Annotated in this window: 13 protein-coding genes; 7 read left to right on the forward strand and 6 right to left on the reverse strand. The window is 42.3% G+C overall.

What is annotated here, in order from left to right; genetic code table 11:
- Nucleotides 1-88 precede the first annotated feature (88 nt).
- The gene (locus tag K7X70_RS14710; protein ID WP_222537772.1) at nucleotides 89-1282 is read right to left on the reverse strand and encodes a pyridoxal phosphate-dependent aminotransferase; all 1194 of its coding nucleotides are present in this window, start codon (nucleotides 1280-1282) and stop codon (nucleotides 89-91) included.
- 189 nt (nucleotides 1283-1471) lie between these two features.
- Between K7X70_RS14710 and K7X70_RS14715 the strand changes: the two genes are divergently transcribed.
- The 3 genes from K7X70_RS14715 to bioA are packed head-to-tail and all read left to right on the forward strand — an operon-like array spanning nucleotide 1472 to nucleotide 4100.
- Nucleotides 1472-2395: a cation diffusion facilitator family transporter gene (locus K7X70_RS14715; RefSeq protein ID WP_438268963.1), complete on the forward strand. Its 924-nt coding sequence runs from the start codon at nucleotides 1472-1474 to the stop codon at nucleotides 2393-2395.
- Entirely contained in the window at nucleotides 2392-2829 is a 438-nt protein-coding gene (locus K7X70_RS14720; protein WP_222537774.1) for an NUDIX domain-containing protein, read from the forward strand. The genes K7X70_RS14715 and K7X70_RS14720 overlap by 4 nt, the downstream gene beginning before the upstream one ends.
- A gap of 2 nt (nucleotides 2830-2831) precedes the next feature.
- Nucleotides 2832-4100, forward strand: coding sequence for an adenosylmethionine--8-amino-7-oxononanoate transaminase (gene bioA / locus K7X70_RS14725; RefSeq protein ID WP_222537775.1), 1269 nt, complete (start codon nucleotides 2832-2834; stop codon nucleotides 4098-4100).
- Nucleotides 4101-4136: 36 nt separating this feature from the next.
- Here the strand turns inward: bioA and pdeM are convergent, their stop codons facing one another.
- The 4 genes from pdeM to K7X70_RS14745 are packed head-to-tail and all read right to left on the reverse strand — an operon-like array spanning nucleotide 4137 to nucleotide 9950.
- Nucleotides 4137-4772 carry a ligase-associated DNA damage response endonuclease PdeM gene (pdeM, locus tag K7X70_RS14730; RefSeq protein WP_222537776.1) on the reverse strand — a complete coding sequence of 212 codons (636 nt, stop codon included), beginning with the start codon at nucleotides 4770-4772 and terminating at the stop codon, nucleotides 4137-4139.
- 2 nt (nucleotides 4773-4774) lie between these two features.
- On the reverse strand, nucleotides 4775-7306 hold the full coding sequence (locus K7X70_RS14735; protein WP_222537777.1) for a ligase-associated DNA damage response DEXH box helicase: 2532 nt from the start codon (nucleotides 7304-7306) through the stop codon (nucleotides 4775-4777).
- A gap of 5 nt (nucleotides 7307-7311) precedes the next feature.
- Nucleotides 7312-8907 carry an ATP-dependent DNA ligase gene (locus tag K7X70_RS14740; RefSeq protein ID WP_222537778.1) on the reverse strand — a complete coding sequence of 532 codons (1596 nt, stop codon included), beginning with the start codon at nucleotides 8905-8907 and terminating at the stop codon, nucleotides 7312-7314.
- Nucleotides 8904-9950, reverse strand: coding sequence for a ligase-associated DNA damage response exonuclease (locus tag K7X70_RS14745; protein WP_255607281.1), 1047 nt, complete (start codon nucleotides 9948-9950; stop codon nucleotides 8904-8906). The genes K7X70_RS14740 and K7X70_RS14745 overlap by 4 nt, the downstream gene beginning before the upstream one ends.
- 93 nt (nucleotides 9951-10043) lie before the next feature.
- On the opposite strand from K7X70_RS14745, the gene K7X70_RS14750 reads away from it, so the two are divergent.
- The 4 genes from K7X70_RS14750 to K7X70_RS14765 all read left to right on the forward strand — a co-directional run bounded on the left by K7X70_RS14750 (nucleotide 10044) and on the right by K7X70_RS14765 (nucleotide 15599).
- Nucleotides 10044-12374: a TonB-dependent receptor gene (locus tag K7X70_RS14750; RefSeq protein ID WP_222537779.1), complete on the forward strand. Its 2331-nt coding sequence runs from the start codon at nucleotides 10044-10046 to the stop codon at nucleotides 12372-12374.
- Nucleotides 12375-12386: 12 nt separating this feature from the next.
- A complete protein-coding gene (locus K7X70_RS14755; RefSeq protein ID WP_255607283.1) occupies nucleotides 12387-13184 on the forward strand; it encodes a DUF4249 domain-containing protein in 798 nt (265 codons plus the stop codon).
- Nucleotides 13185-13321: 137 nt separating this feature from the next.
- Nucleotides 13322-14230 carry an NAD(P)/FAD-dependent oxidoreductase gene (locus tag K7X70_RS14760; RefSeq protein ID WP_222537780.1) on the forward strand — a complete coding sequence of 303 codons (909 nt, stop codon included), beginning with the start codon at nucleotides 13322-13324 and terminating at the stop codon, nucleotides 14228-14230.
- A 172-nt stretch (nucleotides 14231-14402) separates the two neighbouring features.
- On the forward strand, nucleotides 14403-15599 hold the full coding sequence (locus K7X70_RS14765; RefSeq protein WP_222537781.1) for a GAF domain-containing sensor histidine kinase: 1197 nt from the start codon (nucleotides 14403-14405) through the stop codon (nucleotides 15597-15599).
- Nucleotides 15600-15601: 2 nt separating this feature from the next.
- On the opposite strand, the gene K7X70_RS14770 is transcribed toward K7X70_RS14765, so the two are convergent.
- Nucleotides 15602-16471 (reverse strand): aldose 1-epimerase family protein, encoded by an 870-nt coding sequence (locus tag K7X70_RS14770; RefSeq protein ID WP_255607285.1) that lies wholly within the window; start codon nucleotides 16469-16471, stop codon nucleotides 15602-15604.
- Between the last annotated feature and the right edge of the window lie 6 nt (nucleotides 16472-16477).

A 16477-nucleotide genomic window follows, 5' to 3' on the forward strand; every position in this document is an offset into this window, starting at 1 on the left:
ACAAAAAATCCCTACCTGAATAAACGGATAAGGATTTTTATGGTTAAATTTATGTCAACCTATTTCAGGACGTGACAAATGATTTATATTAGCTTAATTTTTCTAAAGCAGTTTTAATTCTCAATACGGCATCTCTCAATTTATCTTCTGCAGCAGCATAAGAAATTCTGATACAATCCTCGTTACCGAAAGCTTCACCCGTTACAGTGGATACATGAGCTTCATTTAATAGGTAAAGGCAAAGGTCTTCTGCATTGTTGATTTTGTAATCGCCAGTGCTGGTACCGAAATAAGCTTTCACTTCTGGGAAGAAGTAAAATGCACCATCAGGAAGGTTTACTTTGATATTTGGAATTTCTTTTAATAAAGCATAGACAATATCTCTGCGGCTTCTGAATTCATTAACCATTGCACTTACAGATTCTAAACCACCTTGGTAAGCATGTAAAGCGGCACGTTGTGCGATAGAAGAAGTTCCTGAAGTCACTTGTCCCTGCATTTTATCACAGGCGTTAGCAATCTCTTTGTTCGCAGCCATATAGCCTACGCGCCATCCAGTCATGGCATAAGATTTTGAGAAACCATTGATGAGGATTACTCTGTCTTTGATCGAGTCAAACTCAGCAATCGAAGCATGTTTTCCTACAAAGTTGATGTGCTCATAAATCTCATCAGAGATGATATAGATATTTGGGTGTTTCTCAAATACAGCAACCAGGTCGGCCAGTTCTTCTTTCGAATAAACAGATCCTGTTGGGTTACATGGAGAAGAGAACATGAACAATTTAGTTTTTGGCGTAATGGCCGCTTCCAATTGTGCACCAGTGATTTTGAAATTGTTTTCTACGGTAGCATTGATAAATACGGTTTCGCCTTCCGCAAGTTTGATCATTTCTGAGTAAGATACCCAGTAAGGAGTAGGCACAATTACCTCTTCTCCAGGGTTTACCAGGCACATAACAGCATTGGCCAAAGATTGTTTTGCGCCAGTAGAGACTACAATCTGATCAAAACTATAGTTTAGTCCATTTTCTCTCAATAACTTATCAGCAATTGCCTTACGTAATTCAGGATAACCTGATACAGGAGTGTAGTAAGAGTAGTTTTCGTCCACAGCGATCTTCGCTGCATCCTTCACAAACTCTGGAGTAAAGAAGTCGGGCTCACCGAAGCTCAGGTTGATTACATCTATTCCTTTTGAGGATAGTTCTCTACCTAACTTTGCCATTTTAATGGTCTGAGACTCTGAAAGGTTATTGATTCTGTTGGATAAAAATGTCATAATATTTTGTGCGCAAGCAAATATAATTTTGTGAGAAGGCAAATATATAAACCTAACGGAATTTTAAACTAAAAAAAATACTTTTTAATGTAATTTGCTGGTTAAAATGTACTTTTGACAGCTAAACTCTGCCAATTGTTACCTCAGAAAAAAGCAATACTCGTTTCTTTATGTATCAGCATCCTGCTGATGCTGGCTAAGTTTGTAGCCTACTTTATCACCCATTCCAATGCCATCCTTACGGATGCAGCAGAAAGTATTGTCAATGTGCTGGCGAGTTCTTTTGCGTTTTACAGCATATACCTCGCTACCTTACCGAAAGATGAAAACCACCCTTATGGGCATGGGAAAGTAGAATTCTTCTCTGCTTTCGTGGAAGGAGTCCTAATTGCAATTGCCGGAATTATCATCGTTTTTAAATCTAGTTACGATCTTATTTTTCCTAAGGAAATCAGTCAGTTATATGAAGGTGCAGCTATTATAGGCGCCACGGGGGTGGTGAATCTACTGGTGGGGCTTTACCTGATCAATACGGGTAAAAAACACCGTTCTATTACTTTGGAGGCCGATGGCAAACACCTGATGACCGATGCGATTACCAGTGCGGGTTTGGTGATTGGAATTATTCTGATCCAGCTCACCCAGATATTTTGGCTGGATAGCGCGATCTCTATTGCGCTGGGTGGCTATATTATTTATAATGGCTATAAGCTCACCAGAAGGTCGGTAGGAGGCTTGATGGATGAGAGTAATGTAGAATTGGTGAAAGATATTGTCGCCATTTTACAGGATAACAGAGAAGAAACCTGGATTGATGTTCATAATTTAAGGGCACAGCAATATGGTGCCGATCTGCACATCGATTGTCACATTACTTTACCGTACTATTTTGACCTGAACCAGGTACATCATGAAATATCTGCCATTGATCAGTTGATCAATGTGAAAGCAGAACATACTACAGAACTTTTTATTCATGCAGACCCTTGTCTGCCAGCATGCTGCAATTATTGCAAGATGAGTAATTGTAACGTCAGGCAGGAAGCTTTTCAAAAGGAGATTCCATGGACGGTGGAAAATGCAACAAAAAACCAAAAACATTTCGATCAATGAGCTATTTTAACGTAAGGGTATACGGCCTGCTTATCAATGCCGACAATCAAGTTTTGATTAGTGATGAGCAGTCTGGAGGGAAGATTTTTACTAAATTTCCTGGTGGTGGACTGGAGCTGGGTGAAGGCCTGATCGATGCACTCAAAAGAGAGTTCATGGAAGAGTGTAATGCAGCAGTGGAGGTGCTGGATCATATTTATACCACCGATTTCTATGAGAAATCATCTTTTAACGACAGCCAGATTTTAAGTATTTATTATATGGTAAAAGAGCTGCATCCCCTGGAACTAGATTTTAAAACCATCCCATTTGATTTTGAGGGAGATAGTCTGCAATCGTTCAGATGGATGGATTTAAAAGACCTTAAAGTAACGGATGTGACTTTCAAAACAGATCAAAAAGTAGTAGAACTACTCCTACATAAAAATATTTAAACATGACTTTAGCAGAAAGAGATCAGAAGGTCATCTGGCACCCTTATACCCAGATGAAGAACGCCTTGCCGCATATACCAATTGTAAGTGGGTCAGGTGCATATCTTTTCGATGAGGATGGAAAGAAATATATTGATGCCGTTTCCAGCTGGTGGGTGAACATTCACGGACATTCACATCCCCATATTGCCAAAAGAGTATCCGAGCAATTAAGTGTATTGGAGCATGCAATTTTCGCAGGCTTTACCCATGAACCAGCCGTACAATTGGCGGAAAGGTTATTGGAAATCCTTCCAGTAGGTCAGGAAAAGGTTTTTTATACCGATAATGGCTCTACAGCTGTAGAAGTTGCCCTTAAAATGTGTCTGCAGTTCTGGTCTAATACTGGAAGTAAGGCACGCACTAAGATCATCGCTTTTAAAGATGCCTATCATGGGGATACTTTTGGAGCAATGTCTGTAAGTGGTAGAAGTATTTTTACCGGACCTTTCAGCTCCATGCTCTTTGATGTGGAATTTATTGATCTTCCTAATGCGGAGAATATCGCTCAGATCAAGTCGAAAATTAATTACCTGAGTAATGAAGTGGCTTGTTTCATCTTTGAACCCATGGTGCTTGGCGCCGGAGGGATGCTGATGTATGAAGCGGAATACCTGGATCAGCTGATAGAAACCTGTCAGAAACATGGTATTTTAACGATTGCAGATGAGGTGATGACCGGATTCGGGCGTACAGGTACTTTGTTTGCTTGTGAAGCATTAACGACAAGTCCGGATATTTTCTGCCTTTCGAAAGGTCTTACCGGTGGTACCATGCCTTTAGGCGTAACGACTTGTAATGAAAAGGTGTTTGAAGCTTTTATGAGTGAAGATAAACTGAAAACCCTGTATCATGGACATTCCTTTACCGCAAATCCAGTTGCCTGTGCAGCTTCTTTAGCCAGTATGGACATCCTCATGAGCCCGGAGACTTTGCCAAACATTCAAAGGGTACAAGCAAAACATGAAGCATTTGCAGCGCAGATAAAAGACCATCCCAAGCTTAAAGACGTACGCCAAAAAGGGACTATCCTGGTCATGGAATGGGAAACAGGAACCGATACTTCTTATTTAAGCGGCTTAAGAAATCAATTGTATTCCTATTTCCTGGAAAGAGGGATTATCTTAAGACCATTAGGGAATATCATTTACATTTTACCTCCATATATCATCAGCAATGAGGACCTGGACTATATTTATAAAACCATTACTCAGGCTTTGAACGATATTTAACAGGCTGTTTTTTATTGTGATCGTCATCAGATTGGCTTAAACTTCCACAACATGGCTGGGAGTGATGGCATAAAAGCGATCACCTTGCTCCGGTTTAATCCTACTTAAACCGGTAAAAGCGCTAAAAGCAGGTAAAACTGCATACGATGTACCAAAGTAAAAGCAAGGCAGACTTAACCTTTGTCTTGCTTTTCCATATACGGTGACCCCTGGATGGATGTGTCCGGAAATCGTGTAATATTCATCCTCAGCTATTGGACGATCATGGATAAATCGGAATGGCCAGCAGGTCAATTCTTTTTCATAAACTTCAATCCCTAAATCCTTATAATCTTTAATCTGGAGTCTATCGTGATTTCCTTTGATCAGTAGAAATTTCAGGTCTGCAAATGCAGCTCTCCATTGAGAAAATACAGTGATATCACTATTGAGCTGGTGGTGAAATAAATCTCCGGTGATCAGCAATGTCTTTGGATGATACTGTTCTATGAGCCCTTTAAGGCGTGTTAAATCCTGGTCGCCGATTGTAGAAGGCACTTGAATACCATGTTTTCTAAAATGTGCCGGCTTACCAATATGGAGGTCACTGATGATTAGCATTTCCTGTGCTGGCCAATAAATAGCCCTTTCTTTGTTTAATATTAATATTTCTCCCCGACAGGTAATTTGCATGTTTAAGCTTTATTTTTTTTGTTCTTTTTGTCCGCCTCAACGGTCATTCTTTCAATCCTTTGTCCTAGCTCTTCTGTGCTCATGTTTTCTCTTAGACTATCCACTTTGATCGGGAAACAGAGCGGTGTATAACTCTCTGGTCGCTTTAATATGATCGTGCTTTGCTGGATGCGCTGCAAGGCTGCCAATAATCTGGGCTCTTCAATTTGCTGGTAAAATGCCTCTTCATAAGCCTGACGCAATAATAAGTTCCTCGGATCATAATCCGTAAAAACATTGAAAAATAAAGCCGACGACGATTGTAAATGTTTGTTGGCGGTATATTTACCAGGGAATCCCTGGAAAACCAATCCGGAGATACAGGCGATATCCCTAAACTTTCTTCTGGCCATTTCCGTGGCATTGATACTGCTCACGATGTCTTCTCCTAGTTGCGCAGGACTGAATAAAGTCCTGATTTCTTCTTCATCCAAAGGAATGGGATGCTCTGACAGCAATTCAAATCCATAGTCATTCATGGCGATCGAAAAACTGATCGGGGTATGGCGACTCAGGCGATAGGCAATTAATGCGGCTAAAGCCTCATGCACCATACGGCCTTCAAATGGGTAAGCAAAAATATGGTAGCCGTCTTTCGTATGAATCAATTCTACCAGAAACTCATCGTTTTTGGGTACATGAGATACGGCGGCCTGTCTTTCAAAAAGAGGAAAAACGATGTCCAGCTCTTCATCTTCATGTGTTTGATCCAGCGTCTCATTGTATTTTTTCCTTAAAATACTGCCCAGATTGGCACTCAATGAAATCCGGCCGCCCATCCAGCTCGGACTGATCGCCTTTTTCGCTTTGCTGCGCCTCACCAGGGCCGTCATTTCTTTGACCATAACGAATTCTAATATCCTTCCTGCTAGCGTAAAGCTATTTCCCGCTTTTAATTTGGAAAGGAAAGATTCCTCTACCATCCCTATATATCCGCCGCCGAGATATTTTACTTTGATCATGGCATCACTGACGATCGTACCAATATGAAGGCGGTGGCGCATGGCGATTTGCCTGCTTTCCACTTTCCATAGCCCATCCTCCGTTTTAACCACTTTTTTAAATTCATTATAGGCCGTCAGACTGTCGCCGCCAGTGGTAATAAACTGCATCATCCAGCTCCATTCTGAAGGCAGCAGTTCCTGGAAAGCATGGGTTTCTTTTACTTCTTCATAGATTTGATCTTCCTTAAAGCCATCGCCTACGGCAAGTGTAACCAGGTACTGGATGAGCGTATCAAAAGCCATCACTATCGGTTCCCGACTTTCTATCTGCTGTGTTTTTGCAGCCTCTTTAATGGCCGCTGCTTCAACCAATTCCAGGGCATGGGTAGGAAGGAAATAGATCTTTGAAGTCTCATTTGGAGAATGCCCACTTCTTCCGGCACGCTGTAAAAACCGGGCAACTCCTTTAGGGGAGCCAATTTGAACCACCGTGTCTACCGGCTTAAAATCGACACCCAGATCAAGGGAAGAAGTACTGATGACTGCTTTTAATATTCCTGAATGCAAAGCATCTTCAATCCAGTTGCGTAATTCGTAATCTATAGAACCATGATGAATGGCCAGGACCCCAGCCAGGCTTTCATCTAGGGCCAGCAGGTTTTGATACCATAATTCTGCCTGCCCTCTGGTATTGGTGAAAATCAGGGTAGTCTTGCTCTTATGGATAATGGGTAAGAGTTTATGCGCCAGTTTATGACCCAAATGTCCTGCCCATGGCAGCATATCGATATGATCAGGTAGGATAGACTTGATCAGGATTTTCTTTTTTACCTCAGCCCTGACAATGATTTTTAGCAAATCAGGATAGGGAACCAGCACCTCCATAGCCTGCTCCAGGTTGCCTATCGTGGCCGAAATGCCCCATATTCTAAGCAGTCGTTCCGGATGTTTTTCTTTTAAAATACCTTTAATTCTGGAAATTGCCAGTTCTGCCATCACGCCCCGTTTACTTCCGATCAATTCATGCCATTCATCGGCAACAATACATCGCAGCGGATAAAAATGGGCAAAATTGTTCTTCTGAGCCAGCAATAAATGCATGCTTTCAGGGGTAATGATCAATACTTCTGGCATTTGTTTCTTTTGCTTCAGCTTTTCTGATGCCGTCGTATCTCCGTTTCTAACAGAAATTTGCCAGTCCAACTCTAGTTCTGCACAAACTTCCCGCATGGCGCGGGCAAGGTCCTTTGCTAAGGAACGGAGTGGCGTAATCCAGATCAACTTTAAACCCTTGCTCGCTTTTACGGGTTTCTTCAATCCCTTTTTTCTAGGCAATTTCGAACTGTTTTCGGCTTGTTCATTCAATTCTTCAATAACCACGGCAAGAAAAAGAGAGAATGTTTTTCCAAAACCTGTGGGTGCATTGATCAATCCACTGTATCCTTCCGCGTAATATTGCCAGGCATCGCTTTGAAACTGGAAAGGTTTTCTCTTCCCCGATTTCAGCCATTTTAATACCTGTCGATAGCCACTGCTCTTTTCTATACCCATATTTACTATTCTAATGTAGAATTTAACAACTGCCTTAAATCGGCTAAAGTATTGATTTCTTCCGCTTTTTTATCCTTTCTCCACCTGGCAATCCTGGGGAAGCGCAGGGCGAGACCGGCTTTGTGTCTTTTACTTTCAGCAATACCTTCAAAAGCAATTTCAAATACCAGTTCTGGTTTAACAGTACGTACGGGGCCAAATTTCTCTATTGCATTTTTCTTTACAAAAGCATCAACCTCTTTAATTTCTGCATCTGTTAATCCGGAATAAGCCTTGGCAATGGTAATCAGCTGATCGCCATCGCGTATAGCAAAAGTATAATCTGTGAAAAAGCCGGCTCTTCTGCCGCTTCCTTTTTGTGCATAAATCATAACCGCATCAACGGTATAAGGGTTGATTTTCCATTTCCACCAATCGCCTCTTTTTCTGCCGCTATGGTATAGAGAATCTAGTTTTTTGAGCATCAATCCCTCGCTGTTCATGGCCCTGGAATCCATTCTTATTTCCGCAAGTGCTGTCCAGGATTTCGCTTCCACCACTGGAGAAAGGAAGAGGTTTTCCTGTGCTGGAATTTTAGAAATGAGCAGTTCCAGTTTTTTCCTTCTATTTTTTAGTGGTTCCCCACGCTGATCTGCTCCCTGGTATTCGATCAGGTCGTAACAGTAAAAACCTATAGGTGCATTTTCCAGCTGATTTTTAGCAATGGTTTTCCGGTTTAGCCGCTGCTGCAATATGGCAAATGGCAATACTTTTCCCGATTTGACTGCAAGAATTTCTCCATCCAGAACGGTTCCATCCGGTAATTCCGCAGATAAGAAATGAAGCTCCGGAAACTGATCTGTGACCAATTCTTCTCCTCTAGACCAGATAAAAAGTTCTCCGCCACGCTTTACAATTTGTCCGCGGATACCATCCCATTTCCATTCTGCCTGCCATTCTTGTACGGTTCCCAAAGCTTCGGGAGCTTGCTCCAGCGCATAGGCCAGACAAAATGGATAGGGCCAGGAATGGTCTGTATTCACATGCGCACCTGCAATCAGCTCGGGATATGTAATTTCTTCCGGATTCCATTTGCCCATGATGCTGTGCATGATCTGGTTGGCAGGAACCTGACTTTGTTTGGCTAAAGCATTGACCAGCATTTTTCCGGAAACCCCAATTCTGAAGTTTCCTGAGATCAGTTTATTAAAAATAAAGCGTTCAGGAGTGTTGAGGCGATCCCAGGAATCAGTGATAAAACTTTTTTTAGCCGAATCATCTAAACCATTAAGGACTGCCAAAGCCTTAATCCATTCGCTCAGTTTAAGGTCGCTGGTTTGCGTTGGAGGCGGTAAAATCAGGGCAATCGTTTCGCTCAGGTCTCCTACATTATGGTAGCTTTCGGCAAACAGCCAGGCGGGAATCCCGCTTTTTTCAATAGCCCATTCTTTAAGCAATGCGGTGCTGACCGGTCGCTTTGGCTTTTTTCCGGTAAACATGGCAATCACGTAAGGTTTGTCCTGCTCTTCTGCTTCATTAAAATAAGCGACCAGTGCGGCCATCTTATCGTTGGTTTTATTGCTGCTTTCCAGCTGGGCGATCAGTTCTGTGAATCGTTTCAATGGATTACCTCCTCATCGTCTTCTACACCGTATTGTGTTTTCACCTCTTCAGAATCAATACCGATTTCATTTAAATACTTAGAGAAGGTGGCGGTATAGCCATGGGTTACATATACTTTTTCTGCTGCTGTGGCTTTAATGGCAGATAGCAAGCCTGGCCAATCGGCATGATCGCTGAGGGCAAAGCCAGCATCAGAACTTCTCCATCTCCGCCCGGCACGTACCTGCATCCAGCCGGAGCAGACACCCGTTGCCGGATGGACTAAGGTTTTGATCCAACGGCCATCTGCTACTGCCGGGGGAACAATCACAATCCCTTCCTGAAGTTCGGATTTGCCGATTTCCGGGCTGATTCTGATCGTTTCCGGAAGCGCTACTCCAGCTTTGATAAAAGCTTCATTTAAATTCGCTATAGCGGAGTGGACATATATTTTCTGCTGGAGAGGACTGAGTCCTTTAATTAGTCTTTGGGCCTTCCCGAGACTATAGGCGGTCAACACGCTGGTTTTTTGCTGCTGCTGATTGTTGCTGTGCCAATGGCTGATCTGGTCGAAAATCTCCTGCTGAGGCAGCCAATTGTAAATTGGCAGCCCAAAAGTGCTTTCTGAAACAAAAGTATGGCATTTTACAGGTTCAAAGGCGGTACTGATGCCATCATACTCCACCTTATAATCACCGGAAACCACAAATATTTCCCCTTTATACTCCAGTCTTACCTGCGCAGATCCGATCACATGACCTGCGGGAAACAAGCTCAGCTGGACGCCATTGATCAGCAGGGTTTCGCCATAGGCAAGGGTTTGTATCTTTAAATCACTCCCCAAACGGTGGAGTAGAATAGGTTTGGTCAGCTCATGACATAAATACGCATCATTGCCGGACTTCACATGGTCGGCATGGCCATGCGTAGTTACCGCAAGCCGGACAGGTTTCCAGGGATCAATGTAAAAATCACCTTTGGGGCAGTATATGCCTTTGTTTGTAAATTTGATTAAAGCCATCCCATTCAGAACAATTGCAAAGAAGATAAAGTTTGCTGGCATTATTTCCGTGGAAAATACTTAGCATTCAGTATATTTAGCCATTCGTGTTGTATTTAAAGCATGATTTAAGGAATATTATACCCTATTTTTTATATGCCTAATACCTTTAGACTAGTACTGATACTTTTATTGAGTATAACATTCCAGTATTCCATAGCCCAAACTAAAAGAACCATTAGTGGGAATGTTACTGACGCAAAAACAGGGGAAACGCTGATTGGCGCAAGTATTAAAGTCAATGGAGGGAGCACTGCTTCCAGCCTGACGAATGCTTACGGCTTTTATTCCCTCATTATCCCTGTAGGTAAATATGAAGTAGCTGTTAGTTTTATCGGTTATAAAACTACGGTCAGACAAGTGGAAGTGTCCTCTAAAGATCTGCGCCTCAATGTAGCCTTAGAGGAAGACAATCAATTGAATGAAGTTGTCATTTCAGCAACTAAAAAAAACGAAAACGTGAGCAGCCCTCAAATGGGATTACAGAAGCTGAGTGTTCGGGAAATCAATGATGTTCCGGTGCTGCTTGGCGAACGCGATGTACTGAAAACCTTGCAGCTCCTGCCAGGAATTAAATCAGCAGGAGAAGGAAATAGCGGTTTTTATGTAAGGGGAGGGGCTACAGATCAGAACCTGATCCTCCTGGATGAAGCGCCAGTCTATAATGCTTCCCATCTACTGGGTTTTTTCTCCACCTTCAATTCCGACGCCATTAAAGATGTGAGCGTCTATAAAGGAGGGATGCCTGCACAATATGGCGGACGATTGGCCTCGGTGCTTGACCTGAAAATGAACGACGGAAACCGCAAAGAATTTACTGCGGAAGGAGGCATCGGCCTGATCTCTTCCAGGCTTAAAGTAGAAGGACCGATCGTGAAAGACAAAGGTTCTTTTATGGTCAGCGCAAGAAGAACCTATATGGATCTTTTCTTTAAGCTTTCACCGGATAGCTCAATCAACAGCAATACCTTATATTTTTATGATTTAAATGCCAAGGCAAATTACCAGCTGGACGATAAAAATACCTTGTATATTTCCGGTTATTTTGGCCGCGACAAGCTCGGCCTTGCCGACACATTTGGGTTCAATTGGGGCAATGCCACGGTGACCTTGCGTTGGAACCACTTGTTCAGCAGTAAATTGTTCTCCAATACCTCCCTGATCTATAGCAATTACAATTATGTGATTCAGAATATGATGGAAGACAATAACTTTAAAGTGAATTCTTCTATTAAAGATTTTAACCTGAAGCAGGATTTTGATTACCGCTTGAGTAATAACCATAGTCTGAAGTTTGGGCTCAATGTGATCCACCACACGATCGCCCCAGGAAAGCTCAGTGCCGACGAGAGTTCCAGCGTCAATCCAACCACTTATGAGAACAGAAAAGGCCTGGAATCTGCCATGTATGTGTCTGACGAATGGACCGTTAATGAGCGTTTTAATCTGGTATATGGTTTGAGACTGAGTAATTTTTCTTTACTGGGGCCTGGAAATTTCAAGACTTATGATGAAGACGGAAATACGGTTTCCAGTAAAAACTACAGCTCCGGAACACTGGTCAAAACTTATTTCAATCTGGAGCCGAGGCTGTCGGCCAGTTATCAGCTGAACCCTTCCAGTGCGATAAAAGCTGCTTATACCAGGAATGTACAAAACATTCACCTGATGTCTAATTCGACCTCTACCTCGCCAACAGACCTGTACATTATGAATAGCAATAATGTGAAACCGGAAATTGCGGATCAGGTAGCAACCGGTTATTTCAGGAACTTTAACGATGATAAATATGAGTTCTCTGCAGAGATTTACTACAAGTGGATGCAAAACCAAATTGAGTACCGAAGTGGGACCGATTTGAGAGGAAACAGCAATGTAGAAGCCGATTTATTATATGGTGACGGCCGTGCTTATGGAATAGAATTTTTTCTAAAGAAAAGGTTTGGCAAGTTCAATGGCTGGATTGGCTATACTTATTCCAGAACTGAACGTCAGTTTGATGCGATCAATGAAGGAAAGTGGTTTTATGCGAAACAAGACAGGACACACGATATTTCGTTGGTAGGGATTTATAAAGCGAGTACACGCTGGACCTTCTCCTCTGTTTTTGTTTACAATACCGGAAATGCAGTGACTTATCCAAGTGGTAAATATGAGATCAATGGTAAAACTGCTTTTTATTACAAAGAGAAGAATGCTTACCGGACACCGGCTTATCATCGTCTAGATGTGGCGGCTACATTGGAAGGAAAACCAGGCAAGAAATTACAGTCCAGCTGGTCTTTCGGAATTTACAATGTTTACAACCGACAAAATGCTTTTTCAATTGATTTTAAAGATAATGAAAATGATCCTAGTCGGACAGAAGTGGTCAGAACGACCTTGTTTGGCATTATTCCTTCGGTTACCTGGAACTTCAAATTTTAACCTAAAAGCGTCATGAAGAAAATGAAATTATATAGAGGATGGGGTTTAGGATTGCTGATTATTTGTCTTTTCTCCGCATGTGAGAAGGTGATAGAACTCAAACTAGACGATGCTCCGGCAGTGGTGGTGATAGATGGTGGTGTGAGCGACCAGAATGAGATTCAGCGCGTTAAGGTTTCCAAAACTTATAACTTTACCGAGCCCAACAAATTTAATGGGCTTAGCGGTGCAAAAGTAGTGCTCGCTGTGGATGGTGCTGGAGCTATTGTTTTTAATGAAGTAAGTCCAGGTATATACCAAAGTGTAAAATTCAAAGGCAAATCGGGTTCCAGGTACGACTTATCGGTGACGGTAGAGGGGCAAACCTATAAAGCCAGTTCCACCATGCCAGCCCGGGTGCCTATGGATTCGCTTACCTTTAAGAGCTTTACCTTTTTTGGAGAAACCAAGAATTATGTGGCGGTAAACTTTAGAGATCCTGCTGGAGTAGCCAATCAATACCGTTATATCCTAAAGTTTAAAGGAGTGGTAGAAAAAGATGTGGTCTCCGAAGACCGCTTTGATGATGGCAATAAAGTCACCAATGTGATCTTTTATGAGTTGAATGACTTGATTAAAGGAGATAGTGTTCAGGTAGAAATTCAATGTATTGATCGAAATGTATACCGGTATTTTTACAGCCTGAGTCAGAATACAGGAGGAAACGGGCCACCGGTGGCTCCGGCTAATCCACCCTCTAACTTTAGTAATGGCGCTTTAGGGGTATTCAGTGCGCATACTTCCAGTATTAGAACGGCATTGATTAAGTAAAGCAACATTATGTCATCTTCCTGTTGTATTGTTGCAATTGTGTTGCATTAGTTATTCCTGTTTCTAACTTTGTGCTTAATCTGGTTGTCAGGGAAAGGGATTTACCCTGGTCTGCCTTCCTTTAAACCTTAAGCAATATGGAAAAAGAAACGATACAAGAAGTGATCATTATCGGTGGAAGTTATGCAGGTCTTTCTGCAGCAATGGCCTTAGGCAGGGCAGGACGGAAAGTCCTGGTGGTAGATAGCGGGAAGCCCTGTAATGCGCAGACGCCACATTCTTATAACTTCCTGACACAGGATGGCGAAACACCGGCCGCAATTGCTGTAAAAGGATTGGCAGATGTTTTAAAATATCCTACTGTAACACATTTAAATGATTTCGTAACTGCTGCCGTAAAAGACAATGACTATTTTGAGCTAAAGACGGCAACCGGTAAGTCTTTGAAAGCGAAAAAGCTATTGTTTGCCACAGGTGTTAAAGACCGGATGCCAGACATCAAAGGCTTTGCGGAATGCTGGGGGATTTCTGTAATCCATTGTCCGTATTGCCATGGTTATGAAGTTGCAGGTCAAAAAACAGCTTTGCTAGCCAATGGAGAAATTGCATTTCATTTTATCCAGGTGCTGAGCCAGTGGACTAAAGATTTGGTTTTGTATACCAATGGCCCAGTAAATCTGAACGAAGCGCAGCTTTTACAGCTCAAAAGTCATGGCATTCCCGTAATTGAAGTCCCTGTAAAAGAACTTTTGCAGGAAAAAGGCCAGCTAAAAAGCCTGCTGCTGGAAGATGGGCAGGAGCATTGCTTCAACGTGATGTATGGAAAAGTTGATTTTGAGCAGCATTCCTCGCTTCCTGAAAGCTTGGGCTGTGAAATTAATGAGCAGGGTTATCTGGTGATTGACGACAAAAAACAAACCAGCATTACTGGTGTATTTGCAGCTGGTGATAACACGACTATGGCCAGGTCTGTTTCCATGGCTGTAGCATCAGGCACACTATCAGGGGTTTCGATTAATTCTGCATTGATTTCTGAAAGCTGGTGAAACCGGATTTTTTCTTCACAAGGAAATATATATAGGCAAAACAGATCTTTTTTAGAATAGCTATTTAAAGGAGTAAAACTTTATCTTGTGTCCTATTGTTCGTATATAAATGATCGTAATTTGTTTTCTGCTAGAAACATTACTAACTTTATGATTCTTAATGGTAATCTCAATGGCGACTCAACTAGATCTGGATACTGCAACATTAGAAGAAGAAAGAATAAAAGCTTTAAAAAGGTACAGTATTCTTGATACACCACCAGATGGTTCATTTGACAAGCTGACCAAGCTTGCCGCCAGCCTTTTAAAAGTACCGATTGCGATTGTGAGTCTCGTAGATACCGATCGCATCTGGTTCAAATCTAAGTACGGAATTGATGCACAGCAGATTGACAGAGATGAAGGACTTTGTGCTTCCGTGATCTTTTCTGATGACCTGTACCTTGTAGAAGACGCATCCGTAGATCCCAGAACGCTATCCAACCCATTGGTAGCAGGTAGTTTTGGATTGAGGTTTTATGCTGCTGTACCACTTCGTACCCGTGATGGCTTCAATCTTGGGACTTTTTGCGTGATTGATAAGGCGGCAAGAACATTGAGCGAAGAAGAGGAGCAGATCCTTAGAGATTTAAGAGACATTGTGATGGATCAGATCGAATTGCGGCTGGCCTCCAGAGTGAGTATGGCTCAGCACAACCAGATCTTAAATACAACAGCCCATGACCTTAAGAATCCATTAACAACGATTCCTGTACGTGCGGATCTGATCAAGATGAAGAAAAGCAATCCTGAAATGGTGGATACACTTTGTGATCAGATAAAAATCGCCAGCCTCAATATGGTGCGCATCATTGATGAACTCCTGCAGGTTGGGAGTATGGAGGCAGGAAAGATCCATTTGATGTTAATCAAAGTAAATGTCTCCTTTTTGGTGAGTAATGTGGTTTCTATGAACCAGCCCCTGGCAGAGAGAAAAAATCAAACCCTACATTTCAGTTATGAAAAAGACCTGTATGTCAATGCTGATGAAGGGAAGCTGACGGAAATTGTAGACAACCTGATCAACAATGCCATTAAATATTCCCCAGCAGATAAACAGATCTTTATTCGTGTGAAAGAGCGATCGGGCATGGTATCGATTGAAGTGGAAGATCAGGGATTAGGCCTTACTCAGGAAGATAAAAGTAAATTATACCAGCGTTTTACCCGTTTAAGCGCGCAGCCAACTGCTGGCGAAAACTCAACCGGCCTTGGGCTATCCATTGTAAAAGTATTGGTGGAAGCACATAATGGAACCATTCGCGCAGAAAGCGAAGGCAAAGATAAAGGCTGTAAATTTATTGTAGAACTACCAGGCAGGAATAGCTAGTCTTAGAAACAGGTCACTTCCCAATATCTGGACCACTCTTTTCCAGGCGCGAGCTGAACGATCCCTTCTTTATTACTGAACTCCTGATCGTGATCAACGCCATCAGCAATGCCGCACCAAGGCTCCAGACATACAAAATCAGCATCTTTAGCTGCCCAGATGCCGAAAAATGGGAAGCCATCGAAATGAAAATCCAGTCCATGCTTGTCTTTTAGACTTTTTAAACTGATCTGATTACTTTTCAGATCTTTCAATACCAGGGCATCCTGATAGAACAATTGATGCGTTAAAGGCAGCTTTCCTCCCACTAAATGAATAGGGAGAGTTTCTTCTTCAATCAGGTTATTCGTGACCTGATGTACATTCAATTGCGTATCCTCATTAAATTCCAGGTAATAATCGTCATAACTTAAGCCAGATTGAAGTGGTATACGGAAGGCCGGGTGACCGCCAATAGAAAACCACAAATCCTTGTTTCCGCTGTTGAACACCTCATAACTACAGCTCAGAGTATTTCCAGTTAATCGGTAACGCAGACCCAGCTGAAATTTAAAAGGATATATTTTCAGGCTTTCCTCATCTTCTTTCAGCAGGAACAACACTTCTTCCGAGCTAATTTGATGGGCCTCAAACTCCCGGTCCCTGGCAAAACCATGCCTGGGCAGCTGATAGGACTTTCCCTCAAAAAAGTAAGTATCTTCCTTTAGTCCTCCAACAATGGGAAATAAAATCGGACTAAACTTTCCCCAGAAATTGGCATCTCCAGTCCATAAGTATTCCAAGGCAGTTTCCTTGTTTTCTAAACGTTGTAATTCTCCGCCTTTAGTGGAGAAAGTAGCAGAAATTTGTGCGTTTGCCAGAGAAATGATCATAGATAA

Origin of the sequence: Pedobacter polysacchareus (genome assembly GCF_019802255.1) — a bacterium.
GTDB lineage: Bacteria > Bacteroidota > Bacteroidia > Sphingobacteriales > Sphingobacteriaceae > Pedobacter > Pedobacter polysacchareus.